This is a genomic window from Micromonospora sp. RTGN7, assembly GCF_033804645.1.
In the GTDB taxonomy this organism is placed as follows: domain Bacteria; phylum Actinomycetota; class Actinomycetes; order Mycobacteriales; family Micromonosporaceae; genus Micromonospora.
Genome location: NZ_JAPZLF010000030.1, coordinates 11836 through 35001, shown reverse-complemented (window position 1 = coordinate 35001; position 23166 = coordinate 11836). Strand labels below are relative to the sequence as shown.

Here is a 23166-nt window from a genome sequence, read left to right as displayed (position 1 = left end):
GGCACCGCGCATCGAGCGCGCGACGGGGCGCCACCCACACGACCAGCACCACGACGACCAGGGGGACCTGATGCACCCGACATACAGCACCACCGAGGTCCACACCCTGCTGTACACCGCCTACCTGCGCGGCCGGTACGACGCCGACATCAACGACCTGCGCGGCACCTGGGCGGAGATGGCCGAACCGCGGGCCACCCGCGAGCAGCGCGTCCAGGCCCGCCTCGACGACATGGACCAGGTCGCCCGCCTCGCCGCCCTGCGCGCCGACCGCCCGTACCGGATCTACCCGGGCGGGCCCGTCGACTGGGAAACCGGCCGGCCCGTCCGGCACCTCGGAGCGGTGGCGGCGTGACCGACATCAGCCTGTGGGAGGGCATGGACACCGTGGCACCGGCCGAGCCCAACCCCTTCGACCCGGCGGAGCACCCGGCCGAGCACGCCGCGTGGGAACGGCAGACCGACGCCGCCCGCACCGAAGTCGAAGCCGCCCGCGCTGAGGCCCGCACCATCCGGGAGCGGCAGCTCCTTGCGGCGGAAACCGAACGGGAGCTGGTCCGGATCAAGGCCCGCGCCGCAGCCGAGGCCGCATACGCCGAAGAGCAAGCCGCCCTCGCCAAAGCCCAGGCCCGCGACGAGACACGCGTCCAGGACGGCGCAACCTTCCTGCTCGACATCCCCCCGACGCCGCCAGCACTGTGGGGCAAGGGCGAGGACATCCTGTGGGCACGCGGCGAAGCGCTGATGATCGCCGGCCCGCAGGGCGTCGGGAAAACGACTATCGCCGGGCAGATCCTGCGGGCGGCAGTCGGGCTCCCCGGCGACGTCTTCGGCTTCCCGGTCGAGCCGTGCACGCGGCGGGTGCTGTACCTCGCCATGGACCGGCCCGAGCAGGCCCGCCGCAACCTGGCACGGATGTTCACCGACGCCGAGGAGGAGCTCGGCCGGGGCTACCTCGCGGAGATCCTGCGGTTCTGGTCCGGCCCCCCGCCAGCCGACTTCGCCGCCGACCCGGCCGCCCTGCTCCGCCTCGCCGAACAGCACGACGCCGACGTGGTGTTCGTCGACAGCCTCAAGGACGCCGCGGTCGGCCTGTCCAAGGACGAGGTCGGGGCCGGGTACAACCGGGCCCGCCAGCTTGCCCTCGCCGAGGGTGTCCAGCTCGTCGAGCTGCATCACACCGTCAAGAACGGTGCGGACGGCGGGAAGCCCAACAACATCAACGGCATCTACGGGTCGACGTGGCTGACGTCGGGTGCCGGGTCGGTGGTGCTGCTGTGGGGTGAGCCCGGCGACCCGGTCGTGGACTTCGTGCACCTTAAGCAGCCCATGAACGAGGTGGGCCCGCTGAAGGTGCTGCACAACCGGGAGACCGGCCTGGCGGAGGTCTACCACGACGAGGACACCGACGTGGTGGCGCTGGCACGACGGTGCGCGTCCACGGGCGTGTCGGCGCAGGAGGGCGCGGTCTGCCTGTTCTCGACGGAGAAGCCGAGTCGGGCGCAGGTGGAGAAGGCCCGCAGGAAGCTCCGCGAGCTGGTGCGCCACGGCCTGCTGATCGAGCGGGGGGCGACGGACGGGCAGGGCGGTCGGGGTCACGGGGACCGCTGGTTCCCGGCGGCGTCGGCCGGGTGGACGAGCGATGAGGAGACCCCCGATGACCGATACGTCTAGTGACGTGAGCGCGACTCACGGTGTTGAAGAAAGTCACGGAGAAAGTCACACGTCGATGTCTGACCAAAAGTCACGGAGAAAGTCACACATCGATGCGTCCGGCGCATCACCGCAGGTCAGAAAGTCACGCGGCCCAGAAGAGAAAGTCACGCGGCCCCTCCCTCGGAAAGTCACGTTTTCCGCCCTTCCTTTAGGGAGGGCGGAACGTGACCCGAGAGGGGGGAGGGATCAAGAAAACACCCCCGCCGCGCAGCCGGCCGACCCGGACCTCGCCGCCCGCCAGGCCGCCGCCCTCCACCGCCTCGCCCGCCAGAAGCCCGCCTTCCGCACCAAGGAGCAACCGTGACCCCCCGCCGCCCCCGCGACATCGGCACCGCCGCCGAAACCGCCGCCGTCCGCCACCTCCACACCGCCGGCTGGCCCCACGCCGAACGACGCGCATTGCGCGGCCACCTCGACGCCGGCGACATCACGGGCTGCCCGGGCGTGTGCATCGAGGTGAAAGGCGGCGACGCAGCCCGCACCGCCAGCGACCTCACCATCAGCCGCTGGATGGAAGAGCTGGCCCGCGAAGTCGTCAACGCTCGCGCCGCCGTCGGCCTGCTCGTCGTGCAACGCGCTGGAGTCGGCCCGGCCAACGCCGGCCGATGGTGGGCGTACATGCCCGCCTTCCAGCTCGCCGCCCTGGTGTGCGAGTCACCCGGCCCCGACGACGACCGCGGCGCCTTCCCGGTGCGAATGCTCCTCGCCGACGCCACCGCCCTGCTGCGCGCCGCCGGCTACGGCACCCCGCCGGTCGCCCCGGACGCCGACACCACCCGGCCCGTCGTCGGCAACTTCGACGGCCGGCGCCGCGACGACACCACCACCGTCCACCTGCCCGCCGCCGACCAGACCGCCTGAGGAGACCGCCGCCATGACCTACGCCGACCGCATCCCGCTCACCCGCCCCGCCGGCCCGCCCACCGGCGGATGGCCCACCGGCGGCACGCCCGTCGCCGGCTGGCACCTCTGCACCCCCTGCGGCGACAGCATCTACCCCGGGGAGCACATCTACGACAACGGCGGGAGCGGCGTCCGCTGCGCTGTCTGCGAGGTCAAGCACCGGGGCGCAGGCACGGCGCCCACCGACACCGACCGGCTCGCCGCCACCCGCACCTGCGGCCACACCGACCAGCAGCACCGCCACGACGACGGCCAGGACGCCGACACCCGCAGCCAGGACCGGGCGGTACGGGAGCTGACCGCCGAGCGCGACCAGGCCCGCGGCGACCGGGGCCGCCTGGTCGACGCCCTCGGCCGCATGATCAGCCTCCCGCCCGCCGCCATCGCCCGCGCCTACAACGTCACCTACACCGGTGCCACGCCCCACGCCGCCGCTGAGCCGCCGCACAGCACCCACGGGCACACCGGGGAGGGTGACGGCGGGACGGACGCGTACGGGGGCGCTGAGGGCGGCGACGAGCGGGACGACTGCGAGCGCCTCGCCGACGCCATGCACCGCGCCGAGACCGTCCGGGTCGACCGCGACGGCGTGCTCTGGTGGCCCGCCCCCGACGGACGATGGACGTTGCGGAGCTGCTCCAAACCGTTGACCCTCGACGAGATCGAGGCCGACTACGGCCCCACCCGAGCCGCCCTGCTGGTCGACGTCGACGACGAGAGCGACACCGACGCGCCGGAGACGCAGGAGGAGTTCGTCCTCCTGCCGCCGCATGGCTGGCTGAACCGCATCGACGAGGTGCTGTGCTGGCACCACGCAGCCACCGGCCACGGGTCGCTGCTCAGTCAGGCCCTCGCCCGGCTCATCCGCTCCTGGGAGGGTCCGGCCGCCCGGACCAGCCCGACCGCCCTCGGGCCGGATCACTGGGGCCCGCGCACCAAGCAGGACGACGTCGCACCGCCCCCCGGTTCCGGCCCGGACCGCGTGCAGGACGACATCGCCGACCGGCTCGCCGGGTGCCTCGCCGACGCCCTCGGCCGCCTCTACCCACGCCGGGACGGCACCTGGGCCGGGCTATACCCCGCCACGGAGATCGACCGCTGGCGGTCGCTGCTCGCCGAGCACGCCGACCAGGCCGCCGACCACATGACCGCCACCAACCCGGCCACCAACCCGGCCACCAACCCGGCCACCACGGAGGCCTGACATGACCGCGCCCACCCTCACCATCCCCGCCTGCTGCATCTGCGACCCGGCCGCCTGCCTGGCCGACGACACCGGGGAGCACTGCGAGATCCGCTCCTGCGGGTCGTGCCTGCACGGCTGCCCCGCCCCGGACGGGCAGTGCTGCGACGCCGACGCCCCGGCCGACCCGCCGGCGCCCCCGCCGGCCGCGTCCACAGTGGAGCTCACCCTCGACGGGGCGGGCTGGCTCGCCCCCGACATCCCCAACGCAATGCGCTGGACGCCCGCCCCCGCCGGACCGCCCGCGTGACCCGCCGCCTGCTGGTCGCCTCCGCCACCGCACTGGTGGCGGGGGCGACCGCCGCCCTCGCCCTCGACGCCGCCACCCGCAGCCCCCGTACCGCCATCTGCGTCGCCCTCGCCGCCGTCTGGCTCAGCCAGGCCATCGGGCCGCTACTCCGCCGGATCATCCCCACCCGCACCGCCGCCCGAGGAGCCTCGTGACCCCGTACCACCTGCACGCCGTCGCCGCCGCCTGGTCCCTCCAGGCGGCGCTGGCCGCCCTCGAGGCCGCCGCCAAGGCCTCGCTCACCGGCGCCATCGACGGCAGCCGCGGCGACCACGACATCGCCATCCCCTCGCAGGTCTTCGGCCGCCGTCACGGCCTCGGCGGCCACGGCGACCCCACCGCCGACCTCGCCCTCGGCGCATGGGCACCAACCCGACCCGACCCCCGGGCCGAAGCCCTCGGCTCGATCCTCCGCGAGCTGGACCCCATCGCCGGCCTACTCCCCGGGGCACCCGGCATGGACCCGGTCACCCGCATCCGGCGCGCGGTGCCGGCGATGTCCGCCCACGCCGCCGGGCGGACCGCCGTCGCCCTCGGCCACCTCGACCGCTCCGCCCGGCGCACCCTCGGCATCGGCCCCGCCCGGGAGCCGCTGGTCGGCATCGCCAGCACCTGCCCCGACTGCGGGCAACGGCGGCTGGAGGTCACCACCGCCGGCCCCGAGGACGCCCGCGCGGTCGTGTGCGGCGCCTGCAACGGCATCTGGCCCCGGGCCGTGGTGCTCAGTGCGGTCGCGGTGACCCGATGAGCCACGCCGTCCAGGTCGACGAGGCCGCCATCGGGCCGGTCGAGGGCGGGCGCTGGTGGGCCATGTTCCGCCGCTACGAGATGGACGGCCGAATCCGGACGACGGCCGGGCTGGCCGAGGTGGCCTGCGAAAGCCGCGCCCACGCCGAGTGGCTCGCCGCTCACATGGTCGACCACGGCGGGCTGCCCCGAACCGCCGTCCGCGTGATACCTGCTGGTGCGGTCGCGGGGGCCGCACACGCCCAGACCGAAGGAGAAGCCCAGCCATGAGCACCACTGTCACCATCACGGTTACCGACACGAAGGTCTTCGGCGTCGGCGGCCCGGAGACCAAGATCACCGTTACACGACCGTCCAGGGCCGCCGCCATCGCCGAGGCGCTCACCATGACCGCCGCCGCGCACCGCCCCGAGATGGACCGTGCGTGGACCGAGATCCGGGACCAGGTAGAGCCGCTGCTCGCGGCGTACCGCGAGGTTGCTGCACCCCGGGTCGCAGCGACTGAGGGGCCCGTCTGACCGTCCGGCCCGGGGCGCGAATCCACCTCACGCCCCGGGCCGCCGGAAGCGCTCAAGGTCAACCATTCACAGCAAGCACTCAGCCAAAGCCCAGAAAACGCGCACCATAATGACGGTTATGCGCGGCCGAACCACTTCAGCCTAGGAAGGTACGATCAGGACCGTGGTCGCTGACGAGAACGAGAACGCCCGCGCCGCCCTGAGTGTCCTCACGGCTTGGGTCACCGAGGGGGAGGACTTCGCCGCGCAGTACGGCGCGCAGCAGATGCTAGGTCCGGACGGAGCGGTTTCCGTCGAGGCCGTCGTCGCCATGGCCACGGGGAACCTTCGCCTTGCTGCTCTGCTCGTCTACCACTTGGCGATCGCGACCGACTCCACGTCGCAAGAGGTCTTGCAGCGGCTTGGCCAGGAGATTGCCAAGTGATCCGAGTCGACGGCCGGGAGTGGGGCACCGCCGTCCAGCTCGCCGAGCGCCTCGGACCCGACGTCACCGAGGCCATGGTCCGCCGCTGGCGCGACCGCAAGGGACTCACCACGGTTGAGGGCTACAGCCCTCTCGACGAGGCCGCCGCCATCGAGGCCACCGTCCGCCGCTCGCCACGCGGACGACCTCGCCGACTTGACCTTGCCGCCGTCTGACCGCATGATTTGTTCACACACCGCGCAGGCGGAGTGTGCCCGCAGCCCGGTAGAGCCTCACCGCTCCCGGGCTGTACTGCGTCCGGGGACGGGACGCGCGGGGAGAGCGGGCCGGCTGCTGCGGCGGCGGCCGGCCCGCACACCGTCCACCCCACCCATCCCCTGACCGGCCAAGGGCCGTGACGAGGTGACCCATGTCCAGCCCTCGCCCCGTCACCCAGGCCGACCACGACCAGGTGCGCGCCCTGCACGCCCAGGGCCTCGGGCGCAACGCCATCGCGAAGGAACTCCGCCGCTCGGGCAAAACCATCAGCAACATCGCCGCCGAGATGGGCCTCAGCTTCGAGCGCACAGGGGCAGCCGCAGCGGCCACCGAAGCGCGGAAGGCCGACGGGGCCACACGCCGCGCCCAACTCCAGCTCGACGCCCTGAACGCGGCCAACCGGCTCATGGGCCAGATGTTCCAGCCAGCCCTCGTCTACAACTTCGGCGGCAAGGAGAACGACTACAACTCGACCACCCTGGACGAGCCCCCGTTCGCCGACAAGCGGAACATCGCCACCGCCATCCAGGCGCTCGCCGGCACCGCCCTGAAGCTCGCGGAGTACGACAAGGCCACCGGCAACGAGTCCGAGAAGAGCATGCTCACCGACCTGCGGCAGGCCCTGATCGACGCCCGCAAGAGCGGCACGCCGTGACCGGCATCGACATTCGCGGCCTGCCCCTGTCGGAGAAGCAGATCGAGTACGTCTGCGAGAGCAACCTCTTCGTCAACCTCGCCGAGGGTGCGATCCGATCCGGCAAGACCGCGTCGGGGCTGCTGCGCTGGTTGATGTACCTCGCCGACCCGAAGACCCCGAAGAGCGGGGACCTGGTCGTCACCGCCAAGACGTACGACACGGCGGTGCGGAACATCTTCAACCCGCTTCGGGACCCGGTGCTCTTCGGCCCGCTCGCGAAGGCGACCACCTACACCCGGGGCGCACCGACCGCCACGATCCTCGGCACGCAGGTCGAGGTCATCACCTTCAACGACGAACGCTCGGAGAACCGGCTCCGGGGCATGACCTGCCGTGGTGCGTACGTCGACGAGTGGTCCCTGATGCCTCGCAGCTTCCACGAGCAGCTCCTCGGCCGGTGCTCGGTCGACGGGTCGCAGGTCTTCGGGAACACGAACCCGGACAACCCGCGGCACTGGCTGATGACGGAGGGCATCGAGCGCGCTCGCCCGGGTGGCCCGCTGGCCGGCGACTGGTACGTGCTGAAGTTCCTGCTCGACGACAACCCGGTGCTCTCTGAGGCGGTCAAGGCGCGGTACCGCCGGCAGTACACCGGCCTCTACTACCGGCGGAACATCCTCGGTGAGTGGTGCGTGGCCGAGGGCACCGTCTACGACGGCTGGGACGAGAAGAAGCACGTCGTCAAGACCCTGCCCGGCATCACCCGGTGGATCAGCCTCGGCGTGGACTACGGCACAACGAACCCCTTCGCCGGCCTACTCCTAGGCGTGGGCGCCGACGGGAAGCTATACCTCGCCCGGGAGTGGCGGTGGGACTCCAAGCGGCAGCAGCGGTCCCTGACCGACGCGGAGTACTCCGCCCGGCTGCGTGCCTGGCTCGACCAGCTGGGCATCCGACCGGACTGGATCTGCGTCGACCCCAGTGCGGCCAGCTTCAACACCCAGCTCTTCCGTGACGGGATGCTCCCCACCTCCGCCGACAACAGCGTGGCCGACGGCATCCGGCTCATCGCCTCCCTCCTCGCCGAGGGCCTGCTCTACGTCCACGAGTCCTGCACCGGCTGGATCGAAGAGATCCCCGGCTACGTGTGGGACGAGAAAGCCGCCCTGTTGGGCGAGGACAAGCCGGTGAAGGTGGGCGACCACTCGCTCGACGCCGGCCGGTACGCGATCAAGACCCCCGAGGTGCTCTGGCGTCCCCTGGTCCGGGGGGCGCTCGACCTCGCAGCCTGACTAAGGAGGGCCTGGTGCCGATCCCTACCGGCGGCGCCTGGCCGCCGCCCGCCCACGAGCCCGCCTACGACGCATACGGCGACTGGGACGCCTGGTACGTGGGCGACCCCGGCGACCTGGCCCAGGTCTACCGTGGGCGCGCGACCACCGGCGGCCGGCCCCGGCCCAGCCAGTACGCGGGCGGTGTCGTGGGGGCGCTGTCCCGCTGGCTCTGGGGCACCCCGCCCCGCGTCGGCGAGCGCGACACCCGGCTGCACGTGCCCGTCCCCGCCGACCTCGCCGCCACCTCCGCCGGGCTGCTCTACGCCGAACCGCCCGCCCTCACCTGCGACACCCCGGCCGTGCAGGAAGCCGTGGAAAAGCTCATCGAGGCGGGGCTCTACACCGTGCTGCGGCACGCCGCCGAGGTCGGGTCGGTGCTCGGCGACGTGTACCTGCGCCCCGTCATCGACCGGGAGGTGGCCCCGAAGCGGGCGATCCCCACGGCGGTGTCGGCCGACGCCGCGATCCCCGTCATCCGGTGGGGGCAGCTCGTCGAGGTGACCCTCTGGTCCACGGTCCACGAGAGCAGCAGCACGGTGCTGCGGCTGCTGGAGCACCACGACGTCGTCGGCGGGGCCGGCCGGATCACGTACGCGCTGCACGAGGGCACCCCGGACGAGCTGGGTCGGGCTATCCCGCTCACCGAGCACCCCGACGTGGCGCACCTCGCCGAACTGCTCGACGCCACCGGCTCGCAGCCGACCGGCCTGGACCGCCTCGACGTCGTCCGCATCCCCAACGCCGGCCCGCAGAGGCGCTGGCGGAAGCTGGGTCCGCTCAAGTACCACGGGCGGAGCGACCTGGATGGCAACGAACCGCTCTTCGACCGCATCGACGAGGTGTGGACGAACTGGATGCGGGACATCCGGCTCGCCCGAGGCCGCATCACCGTCCCGGAGTACATGCTCCAGTCGAACGGGCCCGGCCAGGGCGCGACGTGGGACCCCGACCGGGAGGTGTATTCGGCGGTCAATGGCCTGCCCAACCCGGCAGGCGAGAAGCTCACCGCGACCCAGTTCGAGATTCGGCACGTCGAGCACAAGGCCACCATCGACGCCCTGATGGAAGTGGCCATGCGGCACGCCGGCCTGTCGTCGCAGACGATGGGTGAGGAGGGCGACGTTGCGATGACCGCGACGGAGGCCACCGCCCGCGAGCGACAATCGTTCGTGACTCGCGGGGATCGCACCACGACGTCGAAGCCCAGGCTCGCCGATTACGTGGAGATCCACCTCGCCCTGGAGCGGATCCACTTCGGCGGTCCGCCAGAAGAGCGGCCGAACGTCGAGTTCGGCGACAGCGTCAGCGAGTCCCCGGAAGCAACGGCTCGCACAGCTCAGCTGCTGAGCGCTGCGGGGGCGGCCTCGACGGAGACTCTGGTGCGGATGGTGCACCCCGACTGGGGCGACAAGCAGGTGGAGGAGGAGGTCGACCGCATCAAGGGCGACCAGCCGCCGACCGTCGAGGTGGGCGGGGCGCTCGGCGCGCTCGCCGGCAACGACCCGACCGACGACACCGAGGACCAGGACGACGAGCCGGCGCCCGAGGAGTAACCCGTGGCCCTCACCGGCGAGCAGATCGAGGACGTCACCCGAGGTGCGGTCGACCTGTACCGGGGTGCCGAGCAGGCCATCCTGGCCGAGGTGACCCGCCGGCTCGCCGCCGGCCAGGATGCCCCGGACTGGGCGCTCACCCGAATGGCCGCGCTGGGCTCGCTCCGGCAGGCCACGGAGCGGGTCCTCGCACTGGTCGCCGGCCGCGCCCCGGACCTGATCCACGAGATGCTCGCCGGGGCATACCGCTCCGGGCAGGGGATCGCCACCCGGGACCTGTCCGCCGCCCTGCTGCGGGACGCCCCGGACCTGACCGGGGTGCAGCAGGCTGTACCGCGCATCGCGGTGGTCGAGAACCTGGCCAGCGCGCTGGTGGCCGACATCGAGGCCAAGCACAGCGCCGTGCTGCGCCGGGCGATCGACGTGTACCGGCAGGTGATCGCGCAGGCGACCGCCGTGTCCGTGGCCGGCGGGATGACCCGCCGGCAGGCCTCGCAGTGGGCGTACCAGCGGTTCGTCGACCAGGGCGTGTCCAGCTTCGTGGACTCGGCCGGACGCCGCTGGCGGCTGTCCAGCTACGTGGAGATGGGCGCCCGCACGGTCACTCAGCGGGCCGCCGTCCAGGGCCAGACCGACCGGCTGACCACCCTCGGCGTGGACACCGTGATCGTGTCGGACTCGCCTCGGGAGTGCCCGCGCTGCGCCCCGTGGGAGGGCAAGGTGCTCACGATCTCCGGTGGCCAGCGCGGGCGGGTCGAGCTGTCCAGCATGGTCGCCGCTGGCACGGTGACGGTGGACATCGCCGGCTCGGTGGAGGATGCCCGGGCCGCGGGGTTGCAGCACCCGAACTGCACGCACAGCCTGAGGTCATACCTGCCTGGGGCGACGAAGCGGCCAGTCCGGCCCACGGCCAACCCGCGCGGGTACGAGGCCAAGGAGAAGCAGAGGGCCATCGAGCGCGGCATCCGGAAGTGGAAGGAGCGGGAGGCAAGTGCCCTCGACGACACGGCCAAGGCGAGCGCGGCGGGGAAGGTCAAGGCGTGGCAGGGCGCAATGCGCGACCACCTCGCCGAGCACCCGGAGCTGAAGCGGCTGCCGTACCGGGAGCGGATCGGCGCGGGCAACACCCCACCGACCCGGACGACCCCGAGTGTCCCGGCAACCGCGCCCCGGCCGACGCCCGTCACCGGGCAGGCCGCGCTCGACGCCGCACCGATCAACGTCCGCAGCGACGCCGCGTACACGCAGCTCACGGCCGACGAGCGGGACGCCGTCTACCAGTACCGGGGCACTCTGTACGCCAACCTCAACGGGGCGCTCCGCAGGCAGGGTGGCAAGCTCCCAGCCGGCTTCGCCTTCGACTTCCTCCGGGAGGCCACAAGGCACCTGGACCGGGCGCTGCGAAGGTCGAAGCTGACCGCCGACGTGGTCCTCCACCGGGGCATCCAGGACCCGCTGAGCGTGTTCGGCCAGGCCGCAGCCCGCGCGCTGCCGGTCGGCACCCGGTGGACGGAGCACTCCTACGTCTCCAGTACGGCCAGCCGCAGCGTGGCCGAGGAGTTCGCGCGCGGCGGCGCGATCCTGACCATCCGGGTGCCGCGAGGCACTGGGGCGCTCCAGCTCTCCGGGGCGGAGTACGAGAGCGAGCTGCTACTCCAGCGCGGGCTCCGGCTGCGCGTAGTGTCCGACACGGGGCCCGGTCCGGGCCGGGAGATCGTGGCGGAGGTAGTGCGATGACGCAGCCCGAGCAGGACCAGGGCGACGACGACCGTCAGGCCGCCGCCGACCGGATCACGATGGACTACCGCGTCGAGCTGGAGATGCCCGAGCCCGACGAGGACGAGCAGGACTAGGGGCAGAGGTACTTCTTCACCACCGCGTTGATCTTCTTCGCCACGTCGTCACCGAACCCGTTCGGCTGCTCCGGGGACGTGAACCGGGCGTTGGCGAACATGAGTACCTTGTCTTGGTCGTCGGGGAAGTCCTTGATGGTGCGGCACTGGTCCCGGCCCCGGTCGATGATCCGCTCGGGGTCCTTGTCGCCCACGATGTCGGGGTCGATCTTCCGTAGCGCAGCCAGGTAGGCGTCGGCGGTCTTCTGGTCCGGCTTCGGCGGGATGCCGGCCGCCGCCTCGGCTGCGGCCTTTGCCTCCGCGCTGAGGCCCCCGGACGTCGTCGAGACCGCCGCCGGCTCCTCACCGCCGCCCCCGCAGCCGGCCAGAGCGCCGACCAGCGTGGCGACCATCCAGATGTGACGTGCCCTCATCGATACCTCCCGTAGGTGATGACGCGGGCACGGTACCGGCCACCCGCAAGGCGCGGTGGTCACCGATCCGACACGACCGCCTCAAGGAGGCTTCCGTGCACATCCCCGCCGTGTTCACCAACCCCGTCACTGGCCAGCTCGTCTACCCGGGCAAGATCATCGGGTATCGGCGCGACGGCCGACCGATCTACGTCATCGCCGGCGGATCCGGTGAGGGCGGCGGCGGCGGTGGCGCCGGCGACAGCGGATCCGGCGGCGGCACGGCCGGAGGCGAGTCCGGCCAGGGTGGCAACGACGGCCAGGGCGACGACACCAACACCAGCGGCAAGCCGAACATCGAGGGCGAGTTCGACGCCGCCCGGGCGAGCCGAGCGATCCAGGCCGCCCGCGAAGCCGAGAAAAAGGCCAAGGGCGACGCAAAGGCCGCCAAGGACCAGGTCACGGCGATTCTCGCCGCCGCCGGTCTCAAGCCCGACGGCACCAAGGACCCGGCCGAGCAGCTCAAGGAAGCCTCGGCCAAGGCCACAGGGGCCGAGGCGAAGGCCCGCAACGCCCAGATCGAAACGGCCGTCCTGCGCCGCGCCGGCAAGGCCGGTGGAGACCCGGACGCCCTCCTCGACAGCACGTCCTTCATGAACAGCATGAAGGACATCGACCCGGACGCCGCCGACTTCGGCGACCAGGTCACCGCCGCAATCAAGGCCGCGGTGAAGTCCAACGGCAAGCTCGCCGCGACCGGCCAAGGGCCGGGTCGTCAGGGGGCCGACCACACCGGAGGCGGGACCAGCAGGGGCCGCTCCGCCAACCTGACCGATGCCGTCAAGCGCAAGCTCGGCGGCTGACCCGAGAGGGCAAGCCCATGCCTACCAGCCTCGCCGAGGCCAGCAACAACGCGCAGGAGGACTTCGACGCCAGCGTGATCGACGAGTTCCGCAAGGAGTCGACGATCATGGACATGCTCGTCTACGACGACGCGGTCAACCCCGCGGGCGGCGGCGCGACCATGACCTACGGCTACCGGCGCCTGGTCACCCAGCCGACCGCCTCGACCCGTGAGCTGAACACGGAGTACGTGGCCAGCAACGTGCAGACCGAGAAGCACAACGTCGACCTGGCCGTGATGGGCGGCGCGTTCACCGTGGACCGGGTCATTGCCCGGATCGGTGCGAACGCCTCCGGCGCGGTGGCGCTGAACCTGGCGCAGAAGATCAAGGCGACTCGGACCACCTTCCAGGACATGGTGATCAACGGTGACGTGGCCGTCGACGCCGCCGGCTTCGACGGACTCGACAAGGCGCTGACCGGGTCGAGCACCGAGATGAACGCGGCCACGGTCACGAACTGGTCCGACCTCGACACGAACGCCGCGACCAAGTTCACCGCCCTCGACCTCCTGGACGAGTTCCTCAGCCTGCTCGACGGCACGCCCACGCTACTGCTGGGCAACACGAAGCTCCTGGCGAAGATCCGGGGCATCGTCCGGCGGACCGGGCTCTACACCCGGGACCCGATCGAGGGCCTCCTGGGCCCGAACGGGCGGCCCATCACCCGGGAGAACTACGGGTCCGTGACCTTTGCCGACCCGGGCAACAAGGCGGGCAGCAACGAGCCGATCATCCCGGTCGAGACCCGGAACATCAGCGGCAACCAGACCAACCTCACCGACCTGTACGCGGTCCGGATCGGCCTCGACGGCTTCCACGGTGTGACGACCGTGGGCAGCCAGATGGTGGCCACCTGGCTGCCGGACTGGTCGACGCCGGGCGCCGTCAAGTCGGGCGAGGTGGAGCTGGGCCCCGTCGCGGTCGCACTCAAGGCGACCAAGGCGGCGGCTGTCCTGCGAAACATCAAGGTGGGCTGACATGCACAAGATCACCACGCCCGTGGAGGGCTTCAACGGCATCGTTGCGGGTGTGCACTTCCGCGACGGCCAGGGCCAGACCGACGACGACGGCGCGGTGGCCTACTTCCGCCGTCACCGTTACGGCGTCGAGCCGATCGACCAGCCGACGGTCAACCCGGAGGCCTCGCCCGAGCAGCCGGAGCGGCCCGCCCGTGGCGATTCCAAGGCCAAGTGGGCCACCTACGCCGTGAGCCCCGACGGGGGCATGACCGCCGACGCGGCCGAGGCCCTCACCCGCGACCAGCTCGCCGAGAAGTACCTCGGCCCGAAGGAGGCGTGACCGATGACGGTGCACGGCCGCTCCAGCATCCCGGTCGCCGACAGTGCGGCCCACGACCTGCCGTACAACGCCCTTCCGGGGGTGCCGCAGACCTCGTTCGCGCGCTCCAACATCCCGGTATGGGCGTGCACCAGCGACCTGGCCGCGACTGGCACCGGTGTGGCCATCGGCGTCCGGATCTTCCTCCGGGCCGGCGACGTCATCACCAACGTGGCGTTCGTCGCGGGCAACACGGCGCTGGCGACCGGCACGGCCGGCTGGCACGCGCTGTACGACCCGGATGGGGCGATCCTCGCCCAGTCGCCGGCGCAGGGCGCAACGGCCTGGGCGGCGAACACCGCCCGCAAGCTGGCGCTCAGCAAGCCGGTCACGATCACGAGGGACGGCTGGTACATCGTGGCCACCTCGGTGACCGCGTCGACCGTTCCGACGCTGATCGGGTGCGCGCCGGTCGTGACCGCCACTGCGGCGGTCGTGGCGGGCGTCTCGAAGGCGTTGGGCTTCACGTTCGGCAGCGCGACGGGCGACGTCGCTCCGGCCTCCACGGGGGCGCAGACCGGTGTGGCGAAGTGCCCGCTGGTGCTCGTGTCCTGACCTGATCGAGGGCCCGGCCGTGCACGCGGTCGGGCCCCCACCTGGACGCGCGAGGGAGTGCTGATGGCAGCGACCGGGTACACCGGGCAGGTCGGCGGCGGTGATGGCGGGGTGGCCTCCGTCAACGGCCAGGCCGGCGCGGTCGTCCTCGACGCCGGGGACGTGGGCGCGGAGCCGTCCGGCGCGGCGGCCACGGCGGTCAGCGCGCACGCGGCGGCCACCGACCCGCACGGCGACCGGGCGTACGCCGCCGGACTGGCGGCCGGCCTGCTGCCCCGGGCCGCATCGGTCGCGGGCGACCAGACGGTCACGGTCAACCGGCCGCCCACCGGCGCCGAGCAGGCCGACGTGTGGCAGGCGCAGTACGCCGGCGCTCGCGGCATGTACGCCAACGGATACGGATGCGCGCGGGCGCGGGTGCCGAACCACGCGGACGCTGCTGATCAGTACGCGTTCCGTGCCCAGTGCCACTCCAGCAAGGACGGCACTGGGCAGCCAATCGGCAGCTTCGCCAACAGCGCCAACGTCGACCAATTCCACACCCGGGCGAACGGCGACAGCTACGCCGCCCGGGACCTCCACGTCGGCCGTGGCCTAGTCTTCGACTCCGCGCCGGCCTGGCTGGCCGTCACGCTCGGGACCGGGGTCACGTGGGCGGGTGCCCCCTACCCGACCCCGGCGAGTCAGCTCGGCCTGCTCGACCGGGTGCACCTCAAGGGCCGCATCTCCTGGGCGGCAACGATCGGCTCCGGAGCGACCCTCCTCATCCTCGACGCGGCTCACAAGCCGACCGAGGTGCAGACGTTCAGCGTGCGGACCGGCGCCCCGTCGAACCTTGCCGCGATCCTGACCATCGACACGGCCGGGGTGGTCGTCCTCGCGGTGTCCACGGGCAACGCCGGCTACCTCGGGTTGGACGGCCTCAACTTCTACCGGGGGGCCTCGTGACCTTCGTGGCTGGCCGCACGGCCACCCTTACCGTGCAGTGGTACGCCTACCCGGGTGGCCCGGCCGCCGTGGTGACCGGTGTGCAGGTCCGGATCGCGCCGGCCGGCGGCGGCACGGCCGTGGTCGGGCCGACCAGCAGCGGCGTCACCGCCGAGGCGACCGGGCTTTACTCGTACCGGTGGGAGGTGCCCGCCGACCAGGCCGCCGCGGACTACGTGGTCACCTGGACCGGCCTGGATGGTGACGGGGACGCAGTCACCGCCTCCGAGGTGATCAGCGTCGCCTCGCCACCGGTCGCGGGCGGGTACGCCTCCGTGGACGACCTCACCGAGCGGCTCGGCCGGACCCCGGCCAACGCCGAGCACCTCATCGTCCGGGCGTCGCGGGACGTGGACCGGGCGCTGTTGTGCGCCGTCTACGACCCCGACGACCAGGTGGTGATCGACGCCCTGCGCGAGGCGACCCTGGAGCAGGTCGCCGGTCGCCTCGACGCGGATGCCCGGGCGGGGCGGCGCGCCGGCTTCACCATCGGCCGGCTCAGCGTCCAGGCATCCGCAGACCCGGGCGACCAGCCAGTGCTGATCGGCGGCCTCTGGGAGCAGGCGTGGACGGTCCTCCAGGCGGCCGGCCTGACCGGCCACGGCCCGCAGAGCAGGTGAGCCGTGACGTGGGAAGAGTTCTGCGAGCTGCACATCCCCGAGCCGCGGACCATCCAGGTGGCTGCGCTGACCGGCTCCGGCGCGTACGGCGACGAGTACGCCGACCCCGCCGACGTGGGCCCGTGCGTCGTCGACGACACCACCCGCCGGGTCGTCGCCCAGACCCAGGACGCCGAGGGCGCTGAGGCGGTCAGCTCCACCGCGGTGTTCGCGCCGATGGCCACCGTCGCCCCGCCCGGGTCGCTGGTGACCCTGCCGTGGACCGGCCGGACGGCCCGGGTGCTCGCGGTCAGCGTGATGGAAGACCACGGCCTCGGGCTGCCCGAGCACGTCGAGCTATCCCTGGAGTGACCATGGCCGACGATTTCCGGCTCGACTGGGACGGCGACAAGGTGCTCGCCGCGCTGTCCGGTGCGTCGTTCGACGGCACCGAGGTGGCCGCCGAGCACCTGCTCCAGGTGTCGTCGACCCTCGTGCCGCACGAGGAAGGCGACCTGGAGCGCAGCGGGGAGGTTTCGAGCGACCGCAGCAGTCAGACCGTGGCCGTGTCGTACGACAGGTCCTACAGCGTCCGCCAGCACGAAGACATGACCCTGCGGCACGACGACGGGCGGCAGGCGAAGTACTTGGAGGAGCCGATGGGCACCGAACGTGCCGTCATGCTGGCGCTGATCGCGAAGGCCGCCCGCAAGCCCCTGGGAGGCTGACGTGGACACCGGTGACGGCTGGACGTCTCGACTCGTGACCGGCCTCGCCGAGCACCTGGCCGCCGCCGACATCGGCACCTGGCGGCCGTCTGGCAGCTACCCGGCCAGCGAGGTCGGCATCTACATCCGCGCCATCCCGCCCAGCCCGGACCGGATCATCACGCTCGCCCCGTACGTCGTCGCCTCCCCGCCGGGGACGGCCGACTACACGATGGGCGTCCAGATCCGCGTACGCGGCACCAAGGACCCGCGCACCACGGAGGACGTGGCCGATGCGGTCTTCGACGCGCTCGACTCCGCCGCTGCCCTCACCTGGGGCGGCATCCCGATCGTCCAGGTCTACCGGCAGTCGTACGCCGCCCTCGGGGCGGACGCGAACGGCCGGTGGGAGACCAGCAGCAACTACTACGTCGAGGCCATGCGCCCGACCAGCAACCGCACCGACTGACCCGAGGAGTACGTCATGGCGACGACCCCCACCGACCGCAGGACCATGCTCGCCCGGCGCCTCCGGGTCGACATCGACACCGCGGCCTACCCGACCAGCCTCTACCAGCAGCTCATGGGTATCCAGGAGCTGAAGCCCGTCGACGAGCTGCGCACCGAGTCCGACGAGGCGTACGAGGACGACGGCGCGGGCCGCGAGTCCGTCACCGGCTACAACTGGCGGCTGGAGATCAAGCTGCTGCACTCGACCAACGCGGCCGGGACCAGCTTGGACCCGTTGCACGCCTTCCTTCGCACCAAGTTCCTGGCCGCCAAGAGCAACGTACGGCTCGGCGAGTTCGGCGTGCGCTGGTACGACCGTAACGGCATCGGCGAGGCCCACGAGGGCCGCGCCTACGTCAAGCAGTGGTCGCCTGACGGCGGTGGCGGCGGCGCGCAGGACACCGTGTCCATCGTCATCCAGGGTCAGGGGCCGCTCGCCTCCGACGTCGCCAACCCGGCAGCCAACCTCACCCCGGTCGTGACCGGGCTGGCTCCGACGGGCGGCGGCACGGCCGGCGGCACCCTGGTCAACGTCTACGGCGGGCGCTTCGCCGGCACGAGCGGCGCGACGGGCGTGAAGTTCGGTGCCACCAACGCCACCAACTACACCGTCGTGTCCGACTCGCACATCGTGGCGGTCGCCCCCGCCGGCAGCGCAGGCACCGTCCAGGTGATCGTGACCAACACCGGCGGGGCCAGCCCGAACGTCGCCGCCGACAACTACCTGTACGCCTGATGGGTGCGAAGCTCGCCGACCTGGACGAGTACTGGTCGCCGGGGCTGGAGCTGACGGTGCGGGGCCGCAAGTATGTGGTCCCGCTCGCCAGCGCCGAGCTGGGGCTCTGGTGCCGACGGCTGGCCCAGATCACCGGGGACGTGCACACCGCCTCCACGGACGCCGACATGCAGGCCGCGGTGGAGCGGATTGAGGCCCTGCCGGAGTTGCCCGGCGGGCCGGACGTGTCCCTGCCGGAGCGGGTCCTCGGCCCGGTCTACCAGCAGATGGCGGGTGACGGAGTCGAGGACCCGTACATCCAGTTCAGCGGACAGGCCGCCTACATCTGGATCATCGGCGGCGAGGATGCGGCCGAGCGGTTCTGGACCTCCGGTGGTCGCCCCCCGGAAGCATCGGGCCCGACGAACCGCAAGGAGCGTCGGGCCGCTGGGAGCAGTACGGGCGGGGCCGGCAAGACCCGCACACCGGCCTCTACGAGTGGTACGAGGTCCCCGAAGAAGTCCGCCGCGAGCGGGCCGGGGAAGGCGTCTCGTGGACGGAGATCCTCGCCCACTGGCGGCTGATCGAGGCCGACCTCCACGACGTGTACGGCGTTGACGTGGAGAACCGCGGCCTGATGCGCCGACGGTCGTGGCGGTGGCTGGAGGTCCGCATCACCGGCCTGCTCGCCGCTGACACCCGCCTCTATCGGGCGCTCGCTCCGGAGCCGGAGACACCGTCTATCCCGGGACTGCCCGGGACCTGAGCCCGGAGGGAGGGCGTCGTGGCGCTCAAGCTCGGCGAGTTGGTTGCGTACCTGAAGGCCGACGACACCGCCCTGGACCGGACCATCAAGGCCGCCCGGGGCAAGCTGGAGCAGGCTGGGCAGAAGGCCCGCGAGTACGGGCCGATGGTTGGTGCGGCCCTCGCGGCCGGTATCGGTGCCGGGCTGCTCGGCGGCCTGGAGCTCGAGGGCGCGCGGGCGAAGCTCGCCGCCCAGATCGGTGACCCGGTGCTCGCCAAGCAACTCGGCGACGTCGCGGGGAAGGTGTACGGCCGCGGCTTCGGCGAGTCGGCCGCCGACGCCATGCTCGCCGCCCGGGCCGTCATGCAGGGCGGGCTCCTGCCTCCGGGTGCCGACGCGGCGGTCATCGAGGACATCACGGTCAAGACGCAGGCGTTGGCGCAGGCCTTTGACCTGGACGTGACGCAGGCGGCCCGCGCCGCCGGGCAGATGGTCAAGAACGGGCTCGCTCGCAACGCCGAGGAGGCCCTGGACCTCATCACCAAGGGTTTTCAAGAGAGCGGCGACCAGGCCGGTGACCTGCTCGACTCGATGTCGGAGTACAGCACCCAATTTCGCAAGCTCGGCTTGTCCGGGGCGGACGCGATGGGCCTGATGAATCAGGGCGTAAAGGCCGGTGCCCGCGACCTGGATACGGTCGGCGACGCATTGAAGGAATTCGCTATCAGGGCGGCGGACGGCAGCAAGAGCAGCGCGGAGGGCTTCGAGGCCATCGGCATGAACGCCGAGAAGATGACCAACATTTTCGCCAAGGGCGGGCCCAAGGCGCGTGAAGCTCTCGGCACCGTGCTGGAGCGCATCCAGGCGATGAAGGACCCCACGGAGCGCGAGGCCGCCGCTGTGGCCCTGTTCGGCACCAAGGCCGAGGACCTTCAGGGTGCTCTCGGGGCCCTGGACCTCGACACCGCAGCGAAGTCCCTCGGGGAGGTCGGCGGCGCTGCGGGCCGGGCCGGTGACGCCCTGGAGCAGTCGGCCGGTCAGAAGCTGGAGGCCTTCAAGCGGCAGACTCAGGCCGCGCTGGTCGAGAAGCTCGGCGAGGCGGTCCCCTACATCGAGTCGACGTTCGGGTGGTTGCAGAAGAACTCGGGCTGGGTGACGCCGCTGGCGACCGGCCTCGGCATCCTCGCCGGGGCCATCGCGCTGATCGTTGGCGCGATGAAGGTCTGGGCGGTCGTGCAGACCGTCCTCAACCTCGCGCTCTGGACCTCCCCGATCACGTGGATCGTCCTGGGGGTGGTCGCCCTGATCGCCGGCATCGTGTACCTCGCGACACAAACGCAGTTCTTCCAGACCATCTGGGAGGCCGTCTGGGGTGCGATAAAGGCCGTATTTGATTTTGTCGTCAACTGGATCGTTGGCGGCTGGACGTGGCTTTTCGAGACGGTCGTATCACTGGCTAAGGGCTGGTGGGCCCTGTTCAGCGGCTTCTGGGGCATGATCGGTGACTTCTTCGTCGGCCTCTTCAAGCGCTGGTGGGGGCTGTTCACTGGCTTCTGGACGACCATCTTCGACGGGGTGGCCGCCGGGTGGAAATGGGTGACCGGGAAGGTCGGCGCATTCGTTTCGTTCGTCGGATCACTGCCGGGCAAGATTAAGGCGAAAGCGCGCGGAATGTTCGACGGGATCAAGGACGCGTTCCGGACGGCCCTGAATTGGATGATCGGCAAATGGAACGGCTTCTCGCTGACGCTCGGCGGCGGGTCGATCATGGGCATGGGCATCCCCTCGGTCACCTTGGCCACCCCGAACATCCCGATGCTCGCCAAGGGCGGTCACATCCTCGGCGCGGGCACGGCGGTGGTGGGTGAGCGCGGTCCGGAGCTGGTGCACCTCGGCCGCGGGGCCACCGTGCAGCCGCTCGCCGGCGGATCGGCGATGGCCGGACTGATGCGGCTCCTGATCAGCGGCGAGTTTCGCATCAGGGGCGGGGACCTGGTGCTCGTGCTGCGGGAGCAGGTGCAGCTCAAGGGCGGCGGCAGCGTCCAGGCCGCGCTAGGACAGGGGTAATCGTGGGCAGAGACGTTCGGATCCGGATCGCGTTCGGGGCCACCATCGCCTCGCCGCCGGACACGTGGTCGTGGACGGATGTGACTCCGTACTGGCACACCCCAGACGACGTCACCGTGTCGTGGGGCACGTCCAGCTCCGCGAGCAAGGTGGAGACGGCCACCCTCGGGCTGTCGCTGAAGAACAACGACAGCCGCTTCACGCCGTTCAGCGGGCGGTCGCCGTACTGGCCGCACGTGATCGAGTGGACGCCGATCGAGTACGCCATCGACCTGGGCGACGGCGCCGGCTGGCGCACCCGATTCAGCGGCTTTGTGCGGAGCTGGTCCGTGGCGTGGCCGGGGCGGAGCGCGCTGATGGCCGTTGCCCGTATTCAGGCGGTCGGCATCCTCGGCCGCCAGGAGCGTGGCCGGCCGCCGGCCCGGTCCGCGATGCGCCGCGCCACCATGGCCAGCAGCCCTGGCGCGTACTGGCCAGCGGAGGACGGTGGGGACTCCACCCAGGCCGCCTCCGCGATCCCGGGGCACCCGCCGATCAGCACATCGGGCGTGGTCCAGTTCGCCGACCTGACCGTCGAGACATCCGGCGGCAATGCGGCGATCGGGAGCCTGCCGCTGCCGGACCTGTCGGCCGGTGGCCGCCTGGTCGCGGCCATCCCAGGCGACGTGACCACCGCCTGCACGGCGGCAGGGCAGTACGCCATCGGGTTCATGGCCGAAGTGGAGGACAGCTCGCTCGCCGGGGAACTGGCCCTACTGGAGTGGGTTACTCCGGGCGGGAGCCCCTACGTCCGGTGGCGGCTCGTGTTCCTCGCCGGCCCCGGCCTGACCTGGAACCTGCGCGGGTACGACGCGACCGGAGCTGCGACGCACATCAACGGCGGGGCTGGCCAGCCCTTCGGGCACTGGCGCATCACGGCAGCTCAGACCGGTGGCAACATCACCATCAATCTGTACCTGGGCTCGACTTTCGCGACCACGTCCGTCGTGGCTGGCACCCTCACCGGCCCCTCCCGCGTCACGGCGAACGCGGACGGCACCACCGCCACCGCGCCGGTGCCGATGGGCCACGTGACCGTGTGGCCCACCGCCACGCCGTCCCTGCCGATGGCGGGCGGCATCTTCGACCCGTACGGGACGTACATCTACGCGCCGGACGTCCAGCCGTGGGCTCGCGAGGCCGCCCACCTGCGCCTCGCCCGACTGTGCGCGGAGGAGGGGCTCCCCTTTACGCCGCCCACCGTGGCGGAGGAGGGCATTACCCGGATGGGCCCGCAGCCGGCGGGTACCTGGGCGGAGCTGGCCGGCCAGTGCGCCGACTCCGACCAGGGCCTGCTGTATGAGGAGGGCTACGGCTTCGGTTACCTGCCCCGGGTGGACCTCTACAACGCCCCGCCGGTGCTCGTGATCGACGCCGCTGCGGGACAGCTCGGCGGGGACCTCGCCCCGGCCACCGAAGACCCGAACCGCCGCAACGCCTGGACCGTGTCCCGGGATGGCGGGTCGTCGGCGACCGTCCGCGATGAGGCCCTCATCGCCCGGCAGGGCGAGATCGAGGGCACCACCACGGTCAACCACCTCGACGACTCCCTGCTGGACGGGCATGCGGCGTGGTGGCTGCGGCGGCACTCCGTCCAGGACGTGCGGTATCCGTCCCTGCCCATAGACCTGTACGCGCATCCGGAGCTGGCCGCGGCGTGGTGCGACGTGCGGCCGGGCTCCCGGGTGCAGGTGGTCCACCCGCCGCCGCAGAGCGTCCCCGGCGTCGTCGACCAGCTCGTGATGGGTGCGACGGAGACGTACCACGGGCGGCGGGAGTGGACGGCCACCCTCAACGTCATCCCGGCCGCGCCATGGCAGGTGGCGACTGCGGGCGGGCAGCAGCGGGCGGCCGCTGGCGGCTCCACCTTGGCCGCCGACATCGACGCCACCGCGACCACCATCCTGCTGGCCAGCTCCCCGGCGTCCGGGCCCTGGACCACCGACCCGGCTCGCTACCCGCTCGACATCCGCCTCGGCGGTGAGCAGGTCCGACTGTCGGCGATCACCGGCACGTCGAGTCCGCAGACCGCCACCGTCGCGGTCCGCGCCGCTAACGGCGTCCAGCGGACGTGGGCGGCCGGTACCCCCATCGAGGTGTGGCAGCCCGCCGTGGCAGCCCTGTAAGGAGAG

At 71.9% G+C, this 23166-nt stretch carries 30 protein-coding genes; 29 read left to right on the top strand and 1 reads right to left on the bottom strand.

Going from position 1 to position 23166, the window contains the following annotated elements:
- Nucleotides 1-70 precede the first annotated feature (70 nt).
- From SNR22_RS27760 to SNR22_RS27690, 15 genes are all read left to right on the top strand, one after another.
- A complete protein-coding gene (locus SNR22_RS27760) occupies nucleotides 71-355 on the top strand; it encodes a hypothetical protein (protein ID WP_320069627.1) in 285 nt (94 codons plus the stop codon).
- A complete protein-coding gene (locus SNR22_RS27755; RefSeq protein WP_320069626.1) occupies nucleotides 352-1674 on the top strand; it encodes an AAA family ATPase in 1323 nt (440 codons plus the stop codon). The genes SNR22_RS27760 and SNR22_RS27755 overlap by 4 nt, the downstream gene beginning before the upstream one ends.
- Before the next feature lie 342 nt (nucleotides 1675-2016).
- Nucleotides 2017-2577 carry a hypothetical protein gene (locus SNR22_RS27750; RefSeq protein WP_320069625.1) on the top strand — a complete coding sequence of 187 codons (561 nt, stop codon included), beginning with the start codon at nucleotides 2017-2019 and terminating at the stop codon, nucleotides 2575-2577.
- A 13-nt stretch (nucleotides 2578-2590) separates the two neighbouring features.
- The gene (locus tag SNR22_RS27745) at nucleotides 2591-3823 is read left to right on the top strand and encodes a hypothetical protein (RefSeq protein ID WP_320069624.1); all 1233 of its coding nucleotides are present in this window, start codon (nucleotides 2591-2593) and stop codon (nucleotides 3821-3823) included.
- A gap of 1 nt (nucleotide 3824) precedes the next feature.
- Nucleotides 3825-4112 (top strand): hypothetical protein, encoded by a 288-nt coding sequence (locus tag SNR22_RS27740; RefSeq protein ID WP_320069623.1) that lies wholly within the window; start codon nucleotides 3825-3827, stop codon nucleotides 4110-4112.
- The gene (locus SNR22_RS27735; protein WP_320069622.1) at nucleotides 4109-4306 is read left to right on the top strand and encodes a hypothetical protein; all 198 of its coding nucleotides are present in this window, start codon (nucleotides 4109-4111) and stop codon (nucleotides 4304-4306) included. The genes SNR22_RS27740 and SNR22_RS27735 overlap by 4 nt, the downstream gene beginning before the upstream one ends.
- Nucleotides 4303-4899, top strand: coding sequence for a hypothetical protein (locus tag SNR22_RS27730; protein WP_320069621.1), 597 nt, complete (start codon nucleotides 4303-4305; stop codon nucleotides 4897-4899). The genes SNR22_RS27735 and SNR22_RS27730 overlap by 4 nt, the downstream gene beginning before the upstream one ends.
- Nucleotides 4896-5168 carry a hypothetical protein gene (locus SNR22_RS27725; protein WP_320069620.1) on the top strand — a complete coding sequence of 91 codons (273 nt, stop codon included), beginning with the start codon at nucleotides 4896-4898 and terminating at the stop codon, nucleotides 5166-5168. The genes SNR22_RS27730 and SNR22_RS27725 overlap by 4 nt, the downstream gene beginning before the upstream one ends.
- Nucleotides 5165-5416, top strand: a complete 252-nt coding sequence (locus SNR22_RS27720; protein WP_320069619.1) for a hypothetical protein — start codon at nucleotides 5165-5167, stop codon at nucleotides 5414-5416. The genes SNR22_RS27725 and SNR22_RS27720 overlap by 4 nt, the downstream gene beginning before the upstream one ends.
- Before the next feature lie 163 nt (nucleotides 5417-5579).
- Complete coding sequence (locus tag SNR22_RS27715; protein WP_320069618.1) at nucleotides 5580-5840, top strand: hypothetical protein; 261 nt, start codon at nucleotides 5580-5582, stop codon at nucleotides 5838-5840.
- Complete coding sequence (locus tag SNR22_RS27710) at nucleotides 5837-6055, top strand: hypothetical protein (RefSeq protein ID WP_320069617.1); 219 nt, start codon at nucleotides 5837-5839, stop codon at nucleotides 6053-6055. Before SNR22_RS27715 ends, SNR22_RS27710 begins: the two co-directional genes overlap by 4 nt.
- A gap of 194 nt (nucleotides 6056-6249) precedes the next feature.
- Nucleotides 6250-6753: a helix-turn-helix domain-containing protein gene (locus SNR22_RS27705; protein ID WP_320069616.1), complete on the top strand. Its 504-nt coding sequence runs from the start codon at nucleotides 6250-6252 to the stop codon at nucleotides 6751-6753.
- Nucleotides 6750-8027: a PBSX family phage terminase large subunit gene (locus SNR22_RS27700; protein WP_320069615.1), complete on the top strand. Its 1278-nt coding sequence runs from the start codon at nucleotides 6750-6752 to the stop codon at nucleotides 8025-8027. Before SNR22_RS27705 ends, SNR22_RS27700 begins: the two co-directional genes overlap by 4 nt.
- A gap of 14 nt (nucleotides 8028-8041) precedes the next feature.
- Nucleotides 8042-9622 carry a phage capsid protein gene (locus SNR22_RS27695; RefSeq protein WP_320069614.1) on the top strand — a complete coding sequence of 527 codons (1581 nt, stop codon included), beginning with the start codon at nucleotides 8042-8044 and terminating at the stop codon, nucleotides 9620-9622.
- Nucleotides 9623-9625: 3 nt separating this feature from the next.
- On the top strand, nucleotides 9626-11359 hold the full coding sequence (locus SNR22_RS27690) for a phage minor capsid protein (protein WP_320069613.1): 1734 nt from the start codon (nucleotides 9626-9628) through the stop codon (nucleotides 11357-11359).
- A 112-nt stretch (nucleotides 11360-11471) separates the two neighbouring features.
- On the opposite strand, the gene SNR22_RS27685 is transcribed toward SNR22_RS27690, so the two are convergent.
- Entirely contained in the window at nucleotides 11472-11888 is a 417-nt protein-coding gene (locus tag SNR22_RS27685; protein ID WP_320069612.1) for a hypothetical protein, read from the bottom strand.
- A gap of 95 nt (nucleotides 11889-11983) precedes the next feature.
- Between SNR22_RS27685 and SNR22_RS27680 the strand changes: the two genes are divergently transcribed.
- From SNR22_RS27680 to SNR22_RS27615, 14 genes are all read left to right on the top strand, one after another.
- A complete protein-coding gene (locus tag SNR22_RS27680; RefSeq protein WP_320069611.1) occupies nucleotides 11984-12730 on the top strand; it encodes a hypothetical protein in 747 nt (248 codons plus the stop codon).
- Nucleotides 12731-12747: 17 nt separating this feature from the next.
- Nucleotides 12748-13749 carry a major capsid protein gene (locus SNR22_RS27675; protein ID WP_320069610.1) on the top strand — a complete coding sequence of 334 codons (1002 nt, stop codon included), beginning with the start codon at nucleotides 12748-12750 and terminating at the stop codon, nucleotides 13747-13749.
- 1 nt (nucleotide 13750) lies between these two features.
- On the top strand, nucleotides 13751-14071 hold the full coding sequence (locus SNR22_RS27670; protein WP_320069609.1) for a hypothetical protein: 321 nt from the start codon (nucleotides 13751-13753) through the stop codon (nucleotides 14069-14071).
- Nucleotides 14072-14074: 3 nt separating this feature from the next.
- On the top strand, nucleotides 14075-14665 hold the full coding sequence (locus tag SNR22_RS27665; protein WP_320069608.1) for a hypothetical protein: 591 nt from the start codon (nucleotides 14075-14077) through the stop codon (nucleotides 14663-14665).
- A gap of 63 nt (nucleotides 14666-14728) precedes the next feature.
- The gene (locus SNR22_RS27660; RefSeq protein ID WP_320069607.1) at nucleotides 14729-15613 is read left to right on the top strand and encodes a hypothetical protein; all 885 of its coding nucleotides are present in this window, start codon (nucleotides 14729-14731) and stop codon (nucleotides 15611-15613) included.
- Nucleotides 15610-16272 carry a hypothetical protein gene (locus tag SNR22_RS27655; RefSeq protein WP_320069606.1) on the top strand — a complete coding sequence of 221 codons (663 nt, stop codon included), beginning with the start codon at nucleotides 15610-15612 and terminating at the stop codon, nucleotides 16270-16272. The genes SNR22_RS27660 and SNR22_RS27655 overlap by 4 nt, the downstream gene beginning before the upstream one ends.
- Before the next feature lie 3 nt (nucleotides 16273-16275).
- Entirely contained in the window at nucleotides 16276-16623 is a 348-nt protein-coding gene (locus tag SNR22_RS27650) for a hypothetical protein (protein WP_320069605.1), read from the top strand.
- Between the two features lie 2 nt (nucleotides 16624-16625).
- Nucleotides 16626-16979 carry a hypothetical protein gene (locus SNR22_RS27645; RefSeq protein ID WP_320069604.1) on the top strand — a complete coding sequence of 118 codons (354 nt, stop codon included), beginning with the start codon at nucleotides 16626-16628 and terminating at the stop codon, nucleotides 16977-16979.
- 1 nt (nucleotide 16980) lies between these two features.
- Nucleotides 16981-17427 (top strand): minor capsid protein, encoded by a 447-nt coding sequence (locus tag SNR22_RS27640; protein WP_320069603.1) that lies wholly within the window; start codon nucleotides 16981-16983, stop codon nucleotides 17425-17427.
- Between the two features lie 15 nt (nucleotides 17428-17442).
- A complete protein-coding gene (locus SNR22_RS27635; protein WP_320069602.1) occupies nucleotides 17443-18204 on the top strand; it encodes a phage tail tube protein in 762 nt (253 codons plus the stop codon).
- Nucleotides 18204-18767, top strand: coding sequence for a hypothetical protein (locus SNR22_RS27630; RefSeq protein WP_320069601.1), 564 nt, complete (start codon nucleotides 18204-18206; stop codon nucleotides 18765-18767). The genes SNR22_RS27635 and SNR22_RS27630 overlap by 1 nt, the downstream gene beginning before the upstream one ends.
- On the top strand, nucleotides 18746-18949 hold the full coding sequence (locus SNR22_RS27625; protein ID WP_320069642.1) for a hypothetical protein: 204 nt from the start codon (nucleotides 18746-18748) through the stop codon (nucleotides 18947-18949). The genes SNR22_RS27630 and SNR22_RS27625 overlap by 22 nt, the downstream gene beginning before the upstream one ends.
- A gap of 18 nt (nucleotides 18950-18967) precedes the next feature.
- Nucleotides 18968-20995 carry a phage tail tape measure protein gene (locus tag SNR22_RS27620; protein WP_320069600.1) on the top strand — a complete coding sequence of 676 codons (2028 nt, stop codon included), beginning with the start codon at nucleotides 18968-18970 and terminating at the stop codon, nucleotides 20993-20995.
- A 2-nt stretch (nucleotides 20996-20997) separates the two neighbouring features.
- Nucleotides 20998-23160, top strand: coding sequence for a hypothetical protein (locus SNR22_RS27615; protein WP_320069599.1), 2163 nt, complete (start codon nucleotides 20998-21000; stop codon nucleotides 23158-23160).
- The last annotated feature ends 6 nt before the right edge of the window (nucleotides 23161-23166 follow it).

What these genes read in the sequence shown, in the direction of transcription:
- SNR22_RS27635 (WP_320069602.1), top strand. Translation starts at nt 17,443, where the DNA reads ATGGCGACGACCCCCACCGACCGCAGGACCATGCTCGCCCGGCGCCTC.
- SNR22_RS27630 (WP_320069601.1), top strand. Translation starts at nt 18,204, where the DNA reads ATGGGTGCGAAGCTCGCCGACCTGGACGAGTACTGGTCGCCGGGGCTG.
- SNR22_RS27760 (WP_320069627.1), top strand. Translation starts at nt 71, where the DNA reads ATGCACCCGACATACAGCACCACCGAGGTCCACACCCTGCTGTACACC.
- SNR22_RS27670 (WP_320069609.1), top strand. Translation starts at nt 13,751, where the DNA reads ATGCACAAGATCACCACGCCCGTGGAGGGCTTCAACGGCATCGTTGCG.
- SNR22_RS27660 (WP_320069607.1), top strand. Translation starts at nt 14,729, where the DNA reads ATGGCAGCGACCGGGTACACCGGGCAGGTCGGCGGCGGTGATGGCGGG.
- SNR22_RS27705 (WP_320069616.1), top strand. Translation starts at nt 6,250, where the DNA reads ATGTCCAGCCCTCGCCCCGTCACCCAGGCCGACCACGACCAGGTGCGC.
- SNR22_RS27665 (WP_320069608.1), top strand. Translation starts at nt 14,075, where the DNA reads ATGACGGTGCACGGCCGCTCCAGCATCCCGGTCGCCGACAGTGCGGCC.
- SNR22_RS27685 (WP_320069612.1), bottom strand. Translation starts at nt 11,888, where the DNA reads ATGAGGGCACGTCACATCTGGATGGTCGCCACGCTGGTCGGCGCTCTG.
- SNR22_RS27645 (WP_320069604.1), top strand. Translation starts at nt 16,626, where the DNA reads ATGGCCGACGATTTCCGGCTCGACTGGGACGGCGACAAGGTGCTCGCC.
- SNR22_RS27745 (WP_320069624.1), top strand. Translation starts at nt 2,591, where the DNA reads ATGACCTACGCCGACCGCATCCCGCTCACCCGCCCCGCCGGCCCGCCC.
- SNR22_RS27725 (WP_320069620.1), top strand. Translation starts at nt 4,896, where the DNA reads ATGAGCCACGCCGTCCAGGTCGACGAGGCCGCCATCGGGCCGGTCGAG.
- SNR22_RS27720 (WP_320069619.1), top strand. Translation starts at nt 5,165, where the DNA reads ATGAGCACCACTGTCACCATCACGGTTACCGACACGAAGGTCTTCGGC.
- SNR22_RS27740 (WP_320069623.1), top strand. Translation starts at nt 3,825, where the DNA reads ATGACCGCGCCCACCCTCACCATCCCCGCCTGCTGCATCTGCGACCCG.
- SNR22_RS27675 (WP_320069610.1), top strand. Translation starts at nt 12,748, where the DNA reads ATGCCTACCAGCCTCGCCGAGGCCAGCAACAACGCGCAGGAGGACTTC.